Below are 15,615 nucleotides of genomic sequence, written 5' to 3' on the forward strand. Positions count from 1 at the left end.
AACGAAGTCAGAACGCACCCCTCTCCCCAAGGAGAGGGGCCGGGGGTGAGGTTTCGGTGCTGATGACCACCGGCCCCAGCAGCCCAGCCGGCAGCAGCGGCTTGGTGGCAGCCGGCGCGGGGGCCGTGGTCAGCGAGGTGTGGCGCTGCTCCACTGGCAACGCCGCGTCGCCGATGAGGCGGTTAGCCCAGGTGTTGGTCACGCGGATGCGCAGCTGATTCGGGCCTTTGCGCACGGCCTCGGTGATGTCGAGGCGGTAGGGGGCCGTCCAGGCCGTGCCGACGGGCTGGCCGTTCAACTCCACTTCCGCCAGGTTATTCACCTGCCCGAGTTCGAGGTACACGCGCTGGCCAGACTTCTTTCTTCCTTTCCAGCGGAACGTTTGGGTGTAATCGGCCGTGCCGGAGTAGTGGCGGATGGCCTCGTCCGCGTGCTGGCTCCAGTCGGTCAGCTGCGCGAAGGCCACGGGCTGAGCGGGGCCGCCGGCTTTAGTATCGAACTGTACCTGCCAGGGGCCACCGAGCGGCTGGGCGGGCGTGGTCGTCAGCCAGTTCGGGCCCGAATGCCCGGCGGTTTGCGTGGTCGGCTGGCGGAAGACGACGAACAGCGACCCGCTCGGCTCCAGGCGCAGCGGCAGGCGGGTGCGGCCGTTTTCCTGCTGCCAGTCCCGGGCGGGCCGGATTTCCCCGGTTACCGCGTCCCACAGCTCCGGCTGCCGTCCGGCCACGCGCAACGACAGGTCGATGGTCTGCACCGAGTCGAGCTGGTTGGAAACAAAGTAGATATCGAACTGCTCGGCGGTGCGGTGCGTCCAGGCCAGGCCGCGGGCACGCTGGCCGCCGGAGTAGCTGGCCGTCAGGTCGCGCAGCAGGCCCAGCGGCTCGAAGGAATCGGCGGTGTAGGGGCCGCGCAGCAGGTGCGCCTCGCCCCCCGGCCGCATCTGCTCTAGGCGCAGAGTCTCCGAAAAAGGAGAGGGGGAGCCGGACGAAGCGGTAGCGCCGGGCGCTGCGGAAGCTTTGGCTTCGGTGGTAGCTTGCAATCTGGCCGTCAGCTGCTTTACTTCCTGATCAGCCTGGGGGAAGCCTCGTAGCTCGGGGCTACGGCTAGGTTGCCGGTCCAGCAGGATGGTGGCACCGGCCTGCACCAGTTCGCGCAGCTTGTGGGCCACGGCGGGCGTCATGGATGTGCTGTCGGGCCAGAGGGAAGTTGCGCCGGGCACCACCAGCAGGCCGTAGCTGGCGCCGCCGGGTAGCTCGATGCGGCCGTTGCGCACCTGGGCCAGGCGTAGCAGCGCGTCGGGGTTGAACGAGTCGTAGGCGTAGCCGTGGAGCGGGTCCACCAGCATGTCGGCGGTGAAGCTACCGGCCGTGGCCGACACCTTTTCGGGCATTTCGCGCATGGGCACGCTGGCGTTGGCCAGGCGCTTTTGCTCGCTCTGCACCTTCTGCGGGCCGAAAATGCCGGGCAGCGTCTCGGTCAGGCGCTCGGGCAGCACGGCGCGGCGCGGGGTTTCCTCGCCGATGAACACGGCCAAGTCCACGACCGGGCGGCCGAGTTGCAGCAGCGCCTGGCAGCGGCGGGCATAGTCGACCCAGGCGCGGCCGGGGCGCCACCAGGTCTGGTCGCGCTGGAAGTACAGGCCCACGCCGTTGAGCGTCATGCCCGGCTGCCGGTCCAGCCAGGGGTTGTGGGCGAAGACGTGGTACACCAGCCGGTTCACGCCCAGCGCGTAGTTGCGGTCCTGCACGCTTTTCAGCATGGCCGGATGCTCGTCCCAGGCCATGCGCAGCTCCGTAAAGGACTCCGCCTGCACGATATTCTTCCCGTAGATATGCGCCCCCGACACGGCGTCGAGCATGTCGTTGGGCTTGTCGTGGGTGGGGCTGCGCAGCCAGAACTCGCCCATGGGCGCGTCCACGTGCTGGTAGTGCAGCAGCCCGTCGCTGACCATGGTGGGGGCAATAGCTTCGGCCGAGAAGCTGACGCCCTTGGCCCGGGCGGCGGCGGCCAGCGTGGCGTAAAACTTGTCGCCCACCAGCTCGGCAATGGTCTGGCGCACATCGAACAAGACCCGCTCCGATACCTCGGCGCTCTGCAGGGGCACGCCGGCCAGCACCGGCAGGTAGGGTAGCAAATCGTAGCCCCGGCGCTGCCGGAACTCGGCGGCGAAGTTGCCCGACCAGTTCTGGGAGCCGCATTCCCAGCTGTCGACGTGCAGGGTTTTGAGCACGCGCCCGGCCAGCTCGGGCCCGCCCTGGCGCAGCGCCTCGCCAAACCAGCTGTCGAACTGCAGCTGCACGGCCGCGGGGTTGAACTTGTCGCACTCCAGGCCCAGCGCGCCGCCGCCGGTGTAGTTGGTGTAGCCGGTGGCGGTGTGGCCTACGCGCAGAATGGTCCACCGGCCGGCCGGTGGCGTCCAGGTCAGGCGGCCGTCGGGGCCCAGCTTATTGGTCAGGTTGAGCACCTTGCCCAGCGGCACGCACAAGGAATCGGGTAGCTGCCGGGCGGTGCTGCGCGGGCTCACGCGCCAGACTTCCCCATTTTTGCCCTCGTACTGGTTGATGCGCGCTTCGGCCGAGAGCCGGATTTCCGACACTTTCAGCGCGGGCTTCCACTTGGCCGCGTCCAGGTCCTCGCCGCCGGGCTCGGAGCCGGCGGGGTCGTAGCGGAAGCGGAAAAAGCGGGCCGTGGTGGTCGGCAGCGCGTGCGTCACGGCGCTGCTGTCCTGCCAGCCGCTGCGCGGCGGCGTCAGGCGCACGACCGGCCGGAAGGTCTTGCCGTCCTGGCTGGCCTCCACGAGGAGGCGGTTGGCCTGGTAGTTATAGCCGTTGGAGCGGATGCGCAGGGAGCGGGCGGTAAAGGGCTGGCCGAAAGCGTACTGAACCCAGCCCGGCTCGGTGAGCTTGAAACCGTCCTTGTTGCCAGCCACGGCCAGTCGCTCCGGCTTGCCTTCTTTGGCGCTGCTCGTTACCGTGGGCTTGGTCGTGTAGGTCGACACCCCGCCGCCAGTGGGCGTGGGGTAGGCGTACACGGCAATGTCGCGGTAGTAGCCCTTCACCGCTGCTGGCTGGGGCAGTTGGATAGCCTGTTTGCGGCCGCCGGTCAGGCGGGTTTCGCTAAAGACCACCTTCTGCATGGCCAGTTCGGGCGTAATCCAGGGCCCGCCGGCTAGGGCAAATCCGTCGCTCACGTGCATGGCCAGCTTCAGGCCCAGGCGGTCGGCCTCGCGCAGGGCGTGGCGCACCATGTCCCACCAGCGCGGCGAAAGTTGTTCGGCCGGCGGGGTGATGAGCGGCTTCTCGCCCGCGCCGCGGATGGGCATCAGATACGCCCCGCCGATGCCAGCCTCGTGCATGGCTTCCAAATCGGCCGTGATGCCCTCGGGCGTGACGGCGGCGTTCATCCAGTACCAGAACACCCAGGGCTTGGCCGCGTCGGGCGGGTGCTGGAAGGCGGCCTGCAAATCTGCCGCGGTGGTCGGCACCGACTGCGCCCAACTCGTTGGCCCGCCCGAGCCCAGCAGCAGGGCGCTTAGGCCGAGCCGCAGACCGAGGTGGCGAAGCGAAAACGAGGGGCGGTGCTTCATGCTACAGTTTGCCGGTGCTACCAAGGGTGGTGGATTTGTTGGTGGGAGCTAGCTTGGCGGGCCTCCCGAAGCGCACTTTACGGGCCAGGGCGCCCAGGTCCTTATTCTTCCCGTTCACCGGCAGCAAATAAAAGCTGTAGCGGTAAGACTTGGCGGGCAGCTGGTACTGCGGCAGCGGGGCGGCCTGGTCGTCCCAGCTGGTATTGCCACCCACGCCCATCTGGGCCAGGTCGAGGTTCAGCGTGATGAAGCCGGCGTCCTGGAGGCGGTTGGTGTGGCGCGCCGACTGGATATTCTGCTCGGTGAAGGGCAGGGCCGTCATGCTCAGCAGCGAATCGGCCACCACCAGCAGCCCGCAGCCCTGCTGGTCGGCCAGCTGCAGCCAGCGGATATCGGTGCGGGTGCCGAATTCCTGGGGCACCACGTAGGAATCGGCCGCCGTGGGTAGAGGGTGGCTATAGATGCCCGCGTCGATGCCGTAGCGGCGGTCCAGGTAGTTTTCCCAGGGGCCGCGGCCGTAGTAGCTGAGCTGGTCGTAGCTGCGCCGGATTCCGCCCTGCAAACCCACGCGGGGCAGATTTGGCAGGCCGGCGGCGGGCGTCAGGGCGTAGTCGACTTTGAGCACCCCGTCGCCGTTCACGGTGTAGGTCACGCGCACCTTGGTGGTGGCGTCGATGAGGCTGTAGGTGCTGGTGAGGCTGGCCAGGCCGGCGGTGGATTTATCCACGGTCAGGCTTTCGAGCTTGGGCTGGGCCTCAAACCAGGGCTTGAGCTTCTTCGGAGCCTTCCAGCCGCGCCGGTCGTTGTCGGTGAGCGGGCGGGTGAAGTGGGGCAGCAGCGGGGCGGCCAGCTGCTCCGTGCCGTTGTGCTGGTAGCTCGTCAGCGCGCCGGTGGTCTTGTCGATGCTGACCGTGAAGCCCTTGCCGCTGATGACGTAGGCCTTGGCCTCGTCGCGCACGGCCACGGCGGGGAAGCTTTTGGCGGGCTTCTGCGGCTGGGCCAGGCCGGTCAAAGCCAGCTGGTTGGCGGCTACTTCGTGGCCCTTCGGCGCCCACCCGGTAGCCTCCGGCAAGGTGAACGAAACCGTAGCCAGGTATTCGGCGCCGGCTTTCAGCTTGGGCAGGTAGGGCCGCAGGCTGATGACGGTGTCGCGCTGGGCCGCCAGGCGCAGGCGGGGCAGCGGCTTGGTGCTGACCACGCGGCCGTCTTCGCGCAAGGTCAGCGTCAGCAGGTAGTCGGCGGCCGACTTGGCGGCGTGGCGGTTCTGCACTTTCACCAGCGCCTTGCCGGCGTCGGTCAGGGTGGTTTCCAGGGGCTGATTCACCCGCTTGCACTCGTAAAGAGCGGCTTTCGGATTGCCCTCGGAGTCGGCAATGCCCTTGATGGTGAAGTCGTCGTAGTATTTCTCCTGGAAGTCGCCGCCGTAGGCGTAGTAGGCGGTGCCCACCGAGTCGCGCTTGAGCAGGCCCTGGTCGCGGTACTCCCAGATGCAGCCGCCGATAATGCGCTTGGTGCTGCGCCAGGCGTCCCAGAACTCCTTGATGTTGCCGGTGGCGTTGCCCATCGAGTGGGCGTACTCGCAGAAGAAAATGGGCCGGTTGTCGCCGTTTTGCTGATTGGCCAGCAGCTCGGCGGTGAAGATGCCGGGGTACATGCGGCTGACCATGTCCACGTAGGCTTGGTCGCGCGGCACCTGGAGGCGGTAGGCGTGGTTTTTCGGGTAGCCGGGGTCTGAAGGACTGATGTAGCCGTCGAGGTGCGGGTCGCCCTGGGCGGGCTCGTAGTGCACGGGGCGGGTGATGTCGAAATCGTGCAGCCAGGCGGCCATGGCGGCGTGGTTCGGCCCGCGGCCGGATTCGTTGCCGAGGCTCCAGAACACGACGCTCGGGTGGTTTTTGTCGCGCAGGGCCATGCGCATGCTGCGCTCCTGGTAGGCGGCGGTCCAGGCTGGGTCGTTGCTGAGCTTGGCGCCGAGGCCGTGGGTTTCCAGATTGGCCTCGTCCATCACCAGGATGCCGTACTCGTCGCACAGGTCGTAGAAGTACGGGTCGTTGGGGTAGTGCGAGGTGCGGATGCAGTTAAAGTTGAACTGCTTGAGCGTCAGCACGTCCTTGCGAATATCCTCCCGCGACACGGCCATGCCCTTGGTCGGGTGGTGGTCGTGGCGGTTCACGCCGTAGAGGTAGGTGAGCTTGCCGTTGATGAGCAGCTTGCCCGTCGTCTTGTCGAATTCGATGGCCCGGAAGCCCACCTTGCAGCTCTTGCTTTCCAGCACCGCGCCCGCCTTATCCGTCAGCGTCAAGACCAGCGTGTACAGGTTGGGCGTCTCGTCGCTCCACTTCAGCGGGTTCGGGATTGTGGCTTCCAGCAGCCCGAACTTGGCGTTGTCCAGGCGCGGGTACGGCTCGTTGATGATGCTTTCGGCCGTGCGCTGCAAGGGCTGGCTGAGCACCGGCTGGCCCGCTTTGTCGTACAGCTGGGCCCGGACTTCGTAGCCTTTCAGGTCGTTGTTGCCGGTGAAGTTTTCCAGGCGGGGCCGGATGCTCAGCGTCGCGTCCTGGTACTGCTTATCCAGCTTAGCCTGCCAGTGGAAGTCGGCCAGGCGCATCTTGGGTTCGGCCAGCAGCAGTACCTCGCGGTAAATCCCGCTCAGGCGCCAGTGGTCCTGGTCTTCGAGGTACGAGCCGTCCGACCAGCGCATGACCTGCACCGACACGGTGTTTTCGCCGGCCTGCAGGTAGGGCGTCACGTTGAACTCCGAGGGCAGGCAGCTGTCCTCGGCGTAGCCCAGAAACTTGCCGTTGACCCACACCTTAAACGCCGAGCTGACCCCGCCGAAGTGCAAAGTCACGTTCAGGTTGTGCCAGTCGGCCGGCACCGAAAACGTGCGCTGGTACGAGCCCACGCCGTTGTAGTCCTGGGGCACGAAGGGCGGGTCGACGGGGCGGAAGGGGTACTTGGCCGACTTGTAGATGGGCAAATCGTAGCCGTTCATCTCCCAGTTCGAGGGCACGGTGAGCTGCTTCCAGCCCTGCACGCGGCTGCGCTGAAAGTCCTTGGGCGCGTCACTCGGCTTCGGCGCGAAGCGGAAGTCCCAGGGACCGTTCAGGCTCAGCATGCGGCCCGATTTCTCGCGGTTGCCTTCCAGCGCGGCGGCCTCGGAGGCGAAGGAGTAGGCCGTGGCCCGGGCCCGGTCGCGGTTCAGCTCCGTTATCTGCGGCACCTGCCAGCCGTCGGCCTCCGGGCCGGGGTACACCTGCGGCGGGTGCGACACGCCGGGGAAGAAGTACACGCTGGCTTCCTGGGCTTGGGCTGTGAGGGCGCAGAGGCCGAGCAGGGCCGCCCAGACGGTGCGCCTCACCCCCCGGCCCCCTCTCCGAAAAAGGAGAGGGGGAGCCGGACGATTCTCTCGGGTTTGATCTGGGAGGAAGCTTTGCTGACTCATACTCATGGGTACTTAGTTGCCCGCGGCTACTGAGGTAGCCGGGCCTTTCGTGGTGGAAGCAGAAGCAGAAGCACCACTTTTGAGGGTGATGCTGGCCGGCTGCAAGCCGTCGGCGGTAGCGCGCAGAGTAATGATGCCGGCCTGCTCGGTGGTCTGCACGATGGCCAGGCACTGCCCGTTGTAGGCCTTGCGCTCCGTCGCCTTGAAGGGCTCCAGGCTGGCCTGGTAGCCGTTGTCGACGCCGGCCAGCAGGGCCGGGCCGCCCAGGTCGAACTTCACCAGCGGGGCCGCGTCGGGCACCAGCGTACCCTGGGCGTCGAGTACGCGCACGGTCACGAACGAGAGGTCCAGGCAGTCGGCGCGCAGGGCGCTGCGGTCGGCCGTCAGCTCGATGCGGGTGGCCGGGCCGGCGGTTTTCACGGTGCGCGTCAGCACGGTTTTGCCGCCCTTGCGCGAAATGGCTTGCAGCGTGCCGGGCGCGTAGGGTACCCGCCACATGACGTGCAGCTGGTCGGCACCCTTCTTTTTCGTGCCCAAAGACTTGCCGTTCAGGAACAGCTCCACCTCGTCGGCCTGGCTGTAGTAGGCCCACACGTCTACCGGCTGGCCCAGGCGCCAGTTCCAGTGGGGCAGCAGATGCAGCACGGGTTTGGTGGTCCACTCGCTCTGGTAGAGGTAGTAGGCATCCTTGGGAAAGCCGGCCAGGTCGATTAGGCCGAAGTAGGAGCTGCGGGCCGGCCAGGGGTAGGGCAGCGGCTCGCCCAGGTAGTCGAAACCCGACCAGACGAAGGTGCCGGCCATGAACGGGCTGCGCTTGACGGCCAGCCAGGCCGGCTCGTGCGTGCTGCCCCAGTACGGCCGGGCGTTGTCGTACGACGAGGCGGTGAAGTCCGCGTTGCCGGTGGTGAGCTTGGTTTTGCCGTCCAGGGGCCACACCCGCACGCTGTCGGAGGGCAAATCGTAGTGGCCGCGGGTTTCGAAGGCGGCGGCAATTTCGGTGGCCAGGAAGGGCTTGCCGGGGAAGCTCTGGGGCAGTTTGGGGTAGCCCTCGTGCTTGTAGTTGAAGCTCAGGATGTCGAGCACGCCGGCCTGGCTGATGAAGTTCTTTTCCGGCTCCTGCTCAGTCAGCGCCGAGGTGACGGGCCGGGTCGAATCCAGCTGCTTCACGGTGGCTACCAGCTCCTTGGTGAGCCGCACGCCGGTGCTGTCGAACTGCTCCCGGATTTCGTTGCCGATGCTCCAGACGATGATGCTGGGGTGGTTCCGGTCGCGGCGCACCATATCCCGCAGGTCGCGGCGGTGCCAGGCTTTGAAGTCCAGGTGGTAGTCCTTGCCGTTCTTTTTCTTCTGCCACATGTCGAAGGCCTCGTCCATGACGAGCAGGCCCATCCGGTCACACAGGTCCAGCAGCTCCGGCGCGGGCGGGTTGTGCGACATGCGGATGGCGTTGCAGCCCATCTGCTGCAGAATCTGCAGCTGCCGCTCGGCCGCCCGCAGGTTGAAAGCCGCGCCCAGAGCGCCGAGGTCGTGGTGCTGATTCACACCCAGAATCTTCAGCGGCTGCCCGTTCAAGGAAAAGCCCGTCTGCGCGTCGAAGGCGAAAGTGCGGACGCCAAACGTGGTTTCGTACTCATCTACGGCCGTTTTGCCCTGCGCCAGACGCGTCTGCACCCGGTACAGGTAGGGCCGCTGCACCGACCACCGCTGCGGCTGCGGCAGGTTCAGCGTCTGCGTCAGCACGGTGGTCGAATCGGTCAGCTGCACGTTGTCGGTGGCCTGCCGGGCTACCGTTTTGCCCTGCGCATCCAGCAGCAGGGTTTCCACGCGCACGGGCTTGGCGCCCTGGCCGCCGCTGTTGCGGATGGTCGTCTGCAGGCGCACCGTGGCCGCTTCAGCCGTGACCTTGGGCGTGGTCACGAAGGTGCCCCAGTGGTCCACGGCTACGGTCGAGGTCGTCACCAGCCGCACGTTGCGGTAGATGCCCGAGCCGGAGTACCAGCGCGAGTTGGGCTGGGCTGAGTTGTCGACGCGCACGGCCAGCACGTTGGGCTGGCCGGCGGGCCGCAGGTGCCGGGTCAGCTCGTAGCGGAAAGAAATGTAGCCGTTGGGCCGCTGGCCGAGCAGCTGCCCGTTCAGCCACACCTCGCTGTGCTGGTACACCCCGTCGAACTCGATGTACACGCGCTGGTCTTTGCCGGGCTTGACGGTGAACGACTTACGGTACCAGCCGATGCCCGTCGGCAGGCCGCCGCCTTCGGGCTTGGCCGGGTTTTTCTCGTCGAACCTGCCTTCGATGCTCCAGTCGTGGGGCAAATTCAATTGCCGCCAGCCCGCGTCGTTGAAGCCGGCTTCCTTGGCTTGAGCCTCGTCGCCGAGGTAGAATTTCCAGCCCTTGTTGAAGTTCTCCACCCCGCGCACCGGCGGCTGGGCCGCGGGGTGGGCGGCGCTGAGCAACAGGAGCAGCAGAAAGGGAAGGAAGAGGCGCATGTAAGTTTAGTAGGTTGGCAGGGCAGATGCTACTAGTGCTAGAGTTAGACTTAGTTCCCCTCCTCAGATGACTCCGCGCATAAAGCGGACCGGGGCTAGGGGTGGTTGAACTTGTATTCGAACGACATCTAGCTCTAGCTTTTCAACCACCCCCAACCCCAGTCCGCTTTATGCGCGGAGTCATCTGAGGAGGGGAGCTAGCTCTAGTCGTAACTCGTGGATGCTTTGGCTTCCTTTTTCTTCTTCTCGGGCGGGGCAATGAACGATACCTTGCTCTTGCCCAGGTCCTTGGACGTAGCCACGGCAATGCCGCGCTGGTCGGGCTTGTTCACGGCGCAGTAGTAATGGTACACCACGCCCTTGTGCTTCACCACGAAGGACTTGTGGGCAAACAGCTCGTCGTAGGACTCGGAGGGCTCCACCAGGTTCTGCCCGCTCCAGTCGGTCCAGTTCACCAGGTCGTAGGAGCAGGCGAAACGGTTCACCGCGCCCTTCACGCCGGGGTAAAACGCGCCGAAGTAGAACATCACCCACAGGTCCTTGTCGATGCCGTCGAGCTTCTGCAAATACGCGTCGCCGGTGATGCCCTTGTGGTGATTCAGCACCGGGTTGCGCCGGTAGCGCGACCAGTGCACCATGTCGTCCGACACGGCCATGCCGATGCGCTCGGCCCCGCGCTTGGCGTCGAGCGAGTCGCCGTTGGCGTTGTAGTACATCACGAACGGGTGGCCGGTGAGCTTGCTCTTGTCCCAGATGACGGAGCTTTTGTAGATAGTGTGGTTTTCCCACCAGCGCACGTCCTTATCGTCGGGGCGCAAAACCGGCTGGGGCAGGCGCTGCCAGGTATGTACCGTGCTCGGGTCCTTGTCAGTCGAGGCTATGCCGATGGAGAGCAGGCCCTTCTCGTAGCCCCGGCTCTTGCCGCCGAAGTACGACATCCAGTACTTGCCCTGGTAGGGCTGCCACTCGTAGGAGCCGCCCCATTTGTAGTCCTGCAGGGCGACGTAGCCGGCTTTCTGGTTGGTGTCCCAGTCGGTGGTGTCGGTGAAGGCCATGATTTTGCCCTTGGTTTCCCACTTCAGCAGGTCCTTGCTCTGCGCCAGCCAGGTTTCGTAGCCCCGGCCGTCGTAGATGATGTAGGTCATGTACCACTGCTTGCCCTTGCGGAACACGCTGGGGCAGTCCATCTTCTTCTGGTTGTCGTTGGTAACGAGCACCAGGCCGTACTTGTAGGGCGTTTTCACCTCTTTGTACACTTTCTGCATCACGGCGGCCGACACCTCTTGGGGCTTGGCCGGGGCTTGGGCGCGGGCCGCGGTCTGGGCGAGCAGACCGGAGAGCAGCAGGCAGGCAAGTTTCAGTTTCATGCGGAAGTCGGAAGGAGGAGCAATAAGGGGCGTCGTACTTAAGCGGGCGGCTGCGCAGTCGAAGCGCAGGAAGGCGGAGTCAGGCGGCTCTACCGAAGTCGTTGCAGGAGCCCGGCCGAAGCGGTAGAGCTGCTTCGCCCGGGCTCAGCATGACGCTCTATTCCAGCGGCTGGGCCACGAACCGGTACGTGCCCGAGCCCACCGCAATGCGCGCCCGGCCGCCCTCCACGCCCAGCAGCCGCAGCTCCGGGTGCTGCGTGAGTGGCTGGCCCGATTCGGTGATGGCAGCGGCCGAAGAAGCGGGCAGGTACACCGTGGCCGTGGTATTGGCCGGGATGGTGGCCGTCAGTTCGAAGCCGGCGGCAGTTTTCTGCCACTCACTACCAATCAGCCCGTAAGGCGAGTGGTGCGTGGCTTTGGCGGAAGTCACGTCGCCCACCGGCTCGGGGCGGATGTCTATTTTATCGAAAGCCACCGAGCCCGCGGCGGGACGGATGCCGGCCAGCGCGCCGTACAGCCATTCCTGCAGGTGCCCGAGCATCAGGTGGTTGTTCGACACCGTCGGCAGGGCGGCCCAGGATTCGGTGAGGGCCGTGGCACCCTGGGCCAGCTGGTAGCCGTAGCCGGGCACGTCGGCGCGGCTGTTCATGGCATAGATGACGTCGGAGCGGCCCGCGTCTTCCAGCACCCGCAGCACGTAACGGTAACCGATGTCGCCGGCGGTCAACGCGTGCTGGCGGCTCTGAATGTCGCGCACCAGGTTATCGACGACGGCGGCCCGGTGCTCGGGCGCCACCAGGCCCATGTACACGGCCACGGCGTTGGCGGCCTGGCTGCCGCTGGCGTACTGCTTGGTTTCGGGGTTGAAGAACTTCGCGTTGAAGGCCGTGCGGACTTCGGCCGCCAGCCGGGCGTACTTGGTGGCGTCATCAGCCTTGCCGAGCAGGCGGGCAATGTCGCTGAGCGTAACCAGGTCGTAGTGGTAGATGGCCGTGCCCGTCACGCCCATGGGCGTGAGTTGCGACACGCCCGGCGGCTTGGGGCCCAGGTCGTACCAGTCGCCGAGGCCCTGGGTGAGGATGTGGCCCTGAGCCTTCGTCGCCAGGTAGGCCGCGTAGCGCTGCATCACCGGGTAGCTTTCCAGCAGCGTCTGCCGGTCGCCGTACCACTGGTAGGCGTACCAGGGCAGCAGAATGGCGCTACTGCCCCATTCGGGCGAGTCGCGGAACATGTCGCCGCCCCACTCGAACTGCACGTACTCCGGCGCGATTTCCGGGACAAGGCCGCTTTCGAGCTGCGAGACCTGCAAGTCCCGGATAACCTTGCGGCACAGGGCGGCAATGTCGTAGCCGTAGCGGATGGAGGCGCCCATCAGGTGGTTCTGCTCCTGCCAGCCCAGCTTTTCGCGGTGGGGGCAGTCGGTAAATACGCTGGCCATATTGCTGCGCACTGCCCAGTCGATGAGCGTGTTGGTCTGGTTCAGCAGCGGGCTTGACGAGCTGAACGAGCCCACCGGCGCGGCCGCGTTGCGGGTGTGCAGCATGGTCAGCCCGAGCACTGTGGGCCGGCCGGCGGGGTTAGCCTCGCCCGCGGGCACGCCGCCGTCGAGCTGCGCGTAGCGGAAGCCGTAGTAGCTGAAGCGCGGGCGCCAGGTTTCCACGCCCGCGCCGCGCAGCACGTAGGTGAAGTAGTAGGGCCGGCCGCTGTTTTTCTGGCTCACCAGCTTGTCCGGGCCCAGCAATTCGGCCGGCGCCAGGCGCACGGTGTCGCCCGCCCGGCCCTGCACCCGCAGCTCCACGATGCCGGAGGCGTTCTGCCCGAAGTCGTACACGAAGTGGCCCGGCCGGGGCTGCGTGACTTGCCGGGGCTGAAACGTCTCGTGCACCCGCAGCGGCTCGGCCTGCTCGGCGTCGAGCCGGGCGGGGCCGTCGACCAGCAGCACCGGTTTCCAGGCTTTTGCATCGAAGCCGGGCGCGTCCCAGCCGGGCTGCTCTCGGCGCGCGTCGTAGTCCTCGCCACCGTAGATGCTGCTGAAGGTGACCGGGCCGGCGGCCGTCTGCCAGCTGGCGTCACTGACGACGTTTTCCTGGGTGCCGTCGGCGTAGTCGAGCACCACGCGGCAGCGCAGCTTGGGGTAGCCGAAGGCGGTTTTGAGCTTGCGGTAGCGGCCCTTTACCGGCGGCACGTAGTAGAAGCCGTTGCCGAGCATGACGCCCACCGCGTTGTCGCCCCGGCGCAACTGCCCGGTCACGTCGAAGGTCACGTACTGGGCGTGTTGGTCGTACTTGGTCCAGGCCGGGTCGAGGAAATGGTCCCCGACTTTCTGCCCGTTCAGGCGCAGCTCAAATTGCCCCAGCCCGCACACGTAGGCCGTGGCCCGGCGCAGCTTTTTCCCGACGGCGAAATCCTTGCGCAGCAGCGGCAGCACGTTGCCGCCCTGGTACGCGTCTTTTTTGCCGTCGACGGGCAGCACGCTCACGCGCTCGGCCGGCAGTTCCTCGTAGGCAATCCAGCGGGCACCTTGCCAGTCGGCGGCCGTCAGCAGGCCCATCTGCCAGCGGGCGGCCGGGCTCCAGGCCGAGGCCTGTTGCCGCTCGTCCCACACCATCACCTTCCAGTAGTAGGTTTTGGTGGCCTGCAAAGCCGGTCCGGCGTAGGGCACCTGAATAGAGGCGGCCGAAGCGGTTTGCTGCGAATCCCACACGTTGCCCACGTTGCGCCGGAGCAGCTTTTCGTCGTCGGCCACCAGCACGCGGTAGGCGGTCTGGCGGGCGTTGCGGTGGTCGGCCCGCAGCTCCCAGCTCAGCTGCGGAGCTGCCTGGAGGCCCAGCGGGTTTAGCCGGTAGCCGCACTTGAGTTCTTTCACGGCCACCGCCTGCGCATGGGCCGCCGCCCCCAGGGCCAGCAGCAGCACGAGCAGGCCTGCTGGTCGGGTGTTGTCACGGCGCAGGGCAAAGGCAAACCGCATGGCTAGGCGTTCTTCAAAAAGGGCGGGTGGCTAGGGCAGAAACGGGGCGAGCAGCAGACCGGCCGGCCCGAACCGGGAGTGTGGCCGGTACAAATATTCACTTCCTGTCGGCGGCCACTGTCCCAGTCGTTAGCAACTTATTATACGATATTGCCCGACCCCGCCCGGCGGCCGGCGGCGACTGGCCTAACATGGTATATTCTTGTCCGTAAGGCTTGATTGGTCCCATCGGTAAAAAGCCCTTTCCCGTACGCAACGGGAAAGGGCTTTCTGGGGAAAGGCTGTGACTACCTGCGCAGCGGACGGATTGACGCCGCTTGAGGCGCGGAATGGCTTACGCCTCACGCCTCACGCCTCACCATGACACATTCTGCACATTTCTCACATTCAACCACATTCGCCCATTGCCTACGCTTTCTTCCACTTGATGGTGCAGCCGATGGCTTTGGTGGAGCTGGTTGCGGCGGGCTTGCCGGCCAGGATGTCGGTCATGGCCTGCTCGACGTACTTGGTTTTCACCAGCGTAGCATCTTCCGAGTTGTCGTCGATGGCCCCGATGTAGGATACCACGAAGTCGGTGCCCCGGCGGGTGACGACGTACAGGTGGGGCGTGCGGGTGGCGCCGAAGGTGCGGGCTACCTGCTGGGTGGCGTCCTGGAGGTAGGGAAACGGGTACTGCTTGCTGGCCGCCCGGGCCTTCATGGCGGCGAAGGAGTCGCCGGGCACGGTGGCCTCGTCGTTGGGGTTGATGGCCACCACGGGGTAGCCCTGGGCCGCGTATTTCTGGTGCAGCCCGATGATGCGGCTTTCGTAGGCCTGAGCGTAGGGGCAGGTGTTGCAGGTGAAAACCACGATGTAGCCCTTGGCGGCCTGGTTATCGGCCAACGAGACGAGCTGGCCGTCCACGTTCCTGAGCTTGAAGTCCGCGACTTTGTCGCCGACCTGGTAGCCGGCCGGGCCGGCGGTGAAGTTGCTGAGCAGGGCCAGCAGCAGGCAGGCCGTGACGAGGGGAAAGAGCTTTTTCATGGCGGTACGGTAGGGTAGAAGGGAAAGGAATTTCGGCGGGCTAGGGCAGAAACCTGGCGACTTCCGCCGCCAGCTCGGCCGGGGTAAACTCTTTTTCGAACGTGGCCCGGCGGTTTTGCCTGCCGTTCCACATCACCGTAAACGGCAGCGCGCCCGACCATTTCGGGTCCACTTTTTCCAGGTAGGTGTTCGGGTCGGTTTCGCCCAGCAGCACCACTTCCGACTTCAGCCCGCGCCTGAGCACGAAGGGCTTCACCTTCTTGTTGAGCTGGGAGGCGTAGTCCATGCTCACCAGCAGCACTTTCACCTTTTTATCGGCGTGGGTCGTGTTCAGCTGCTCAAACAGGGGCAGCTCCTTCACGCAGGGCGCGCACCAGGTGGCCCAGAAGTTCACCACGTAGGTCGTGTCGTTCTGCCGGTTTAGCCGCTGTTGCAGCTCCGCGAACTTGATGACGGAAACCTGCTGGGCCCGGGCGGCCCCCGCGGACAACAGCCCGCCGGTCAGCAGGAGCAGAAAAAGCCGGAATGATTTCATGAAAGCAGCCTTGATTTTCACCAAAGACAGCCGGCCCGGCCGAAAGTTGCTGCCCGGCGCGGCGGCGGGCCAGATCGGCAGCCCCGGCAGCCCCGGCCGGCGCGGGGGCCGCCGGGCCGTGTTTGGGCAAGCGCCGCTTCCAAACCTTGCGTACCTTTGCCCGCCGCAACTTTCCGCGCCGCCCCGTAGTTTCTGCTACGC

The 15,615-nt window shown here is 66.0% G+C and carries 7 protein-coding genes; all 7 read right to left on the bottom strand.

Features of this window, described 5'->3' with window-relative positions; genetic code table 11:
* Positions 1 to 7: 7 nt before the first annotated feature.
* The gene (locus tag E5K00_RS03220; protein WP_135461619.1) at positions 8 to 3,586 is read right to left on the bottom strand and encodes a glycosyl hydrolase; all 3,579 of its coding nucleotides are present in this window, start codon (positions 3,584 to 3,586) and stop codon (positions 8 to 10) included.
* Between the two features lies 1 nt (position 3,587).
* Positions 3,588 to 6,947 carry a glycoside hydrolase family 2 TIM barrel-domain containing protein gene (locus E5K00_RS03225; protein ID WP_245328200.1) on the bottom strand — a complete coding sequence of 1,120 codons (3,360 nt, stop codon included), beginning with the start codon at positions 6,945 to 6,947 and terminating at the stop codon, positions 3,588 to 3,590.
* A 96-nt stretch (positions 6,948 to 7,043) separates the two neighbouring features.
* Positions 7,044 to 9,518, bottom strand: coding sequence for a beta-galactosidase GalB (galB, locus tag E5K00_RS03230; RefSeq protein ID WP_135461623.1), 2,475 nt, complete (start codon positions 9,516 to 9,518; stop codon positions 7,044 to 7,046).
* A 203-nt stretch (positions 9,519 to 9,721) separates the two neighbouring features.
* Entirely contained in the window at positions 9,722 to 10,885 is a 1,164-nt protein-coding gene (locus E5K00_RS03235) for a glycosylase (RefSeq protein WP_135461625.1), read from the bottom strand.
* Between the two features lie 157 nt (positions 10,886 to 11,042).
* Positions 11,043 to 13,853 (bottom strand): family 78 glycoside hydrolase catalytic domain, encoded by a 2,811-nt coding sequence (locus E5K00_RS03240; protein ID WP_135461627.1) that lies wholly within the window; start codon positions 13,851 to 13,853, stop codon positions 11,043 to 11,045.
* A 408-nt stretch (positions 13,854 to 14,261) separates the two neighbouring features.
* Positions 14,262 to 14,879, bottom strand: coding sequence for a thioredoxin family protein (locus E5K00_RS03245; protein ID WP_135461629.1), 618 nt, complete (start codon positions 14,877 to 14,879; stop codon positions 14,262 to 14,264).
* A 40-nt stretch (positions 14,880 to 14,919) separates the two neighbouring features.
* The gene (locus E5K00_RS03250; protein ID WP_135461631.1) at positions 14,920 to 15,414 is read right to left on the bottom strand and encodes a TlpA disulfide reductase family protein; all 495 of its coding nucleotides are present in this window, start codon (positions 15,412 to 15,414) and stop codon (positions 14,920 to 14,922) included.
* Positions 15,415 to 15,615: the final 201 nt, after the last annotated feature.

It is taken from the genome of Hymenobacter aquaticus, assembly GCF_004765605.1.
Classification (GTDB): Bacteria; Bacteroidota; Bacteroidia; order Cytophagales; family Hymenobacteraceae; genus Hymenobacter; species Hymenobacter aquaticus.

Bases quoted from the DNA above. Each gene is read 5' to 3' on its own strand.
- galB (WP_135461623.1), bottom strand. From the start codon at position 9,518: ATGCGCCTCTTCCTTCCCTTTCTGCTGCTCCTGTTGCTCAGCGCCGCC.
- E5K00_RS03235 (WP_135461625.1), bottom strand. From the start codon at position 10,885: ATGAAACTGAAACTTGCCTGCCTGCTGCTCTCCGGTCTGCTCGCCCAG.
- E5K00_RS03220 (WP_135461619.1), bottom strand. From the start codon at position 3,586: ATGAAGCACCGCCCCTCGTTTTCGCTTCGCCACCTCGGTCTGCGGCTC.
- E5K00_RS03250 (WP_135461631.1), bottom strand. From the start codon at position 15,414: ATGAAATCATTCCGGCTTTTTCTGCTCCTGCTGACCGGCGGGCTGTTG.
- E5K00_RS03240 (WP_135461627.1), bottom strand. From the start codon at position 13,853: ATGCGGTTTGCCTTTGCCCTGCGCCGTGACAACACCCGACCAGCAGGC.
- E5K00_RS03245 (WP_135461629.1), bottom strand. From the start codon at position 14,879: ATGAAAAAGCTCTTTCCCCTCGTCACGGCCTGCCTGCTGCTGGCCCTG.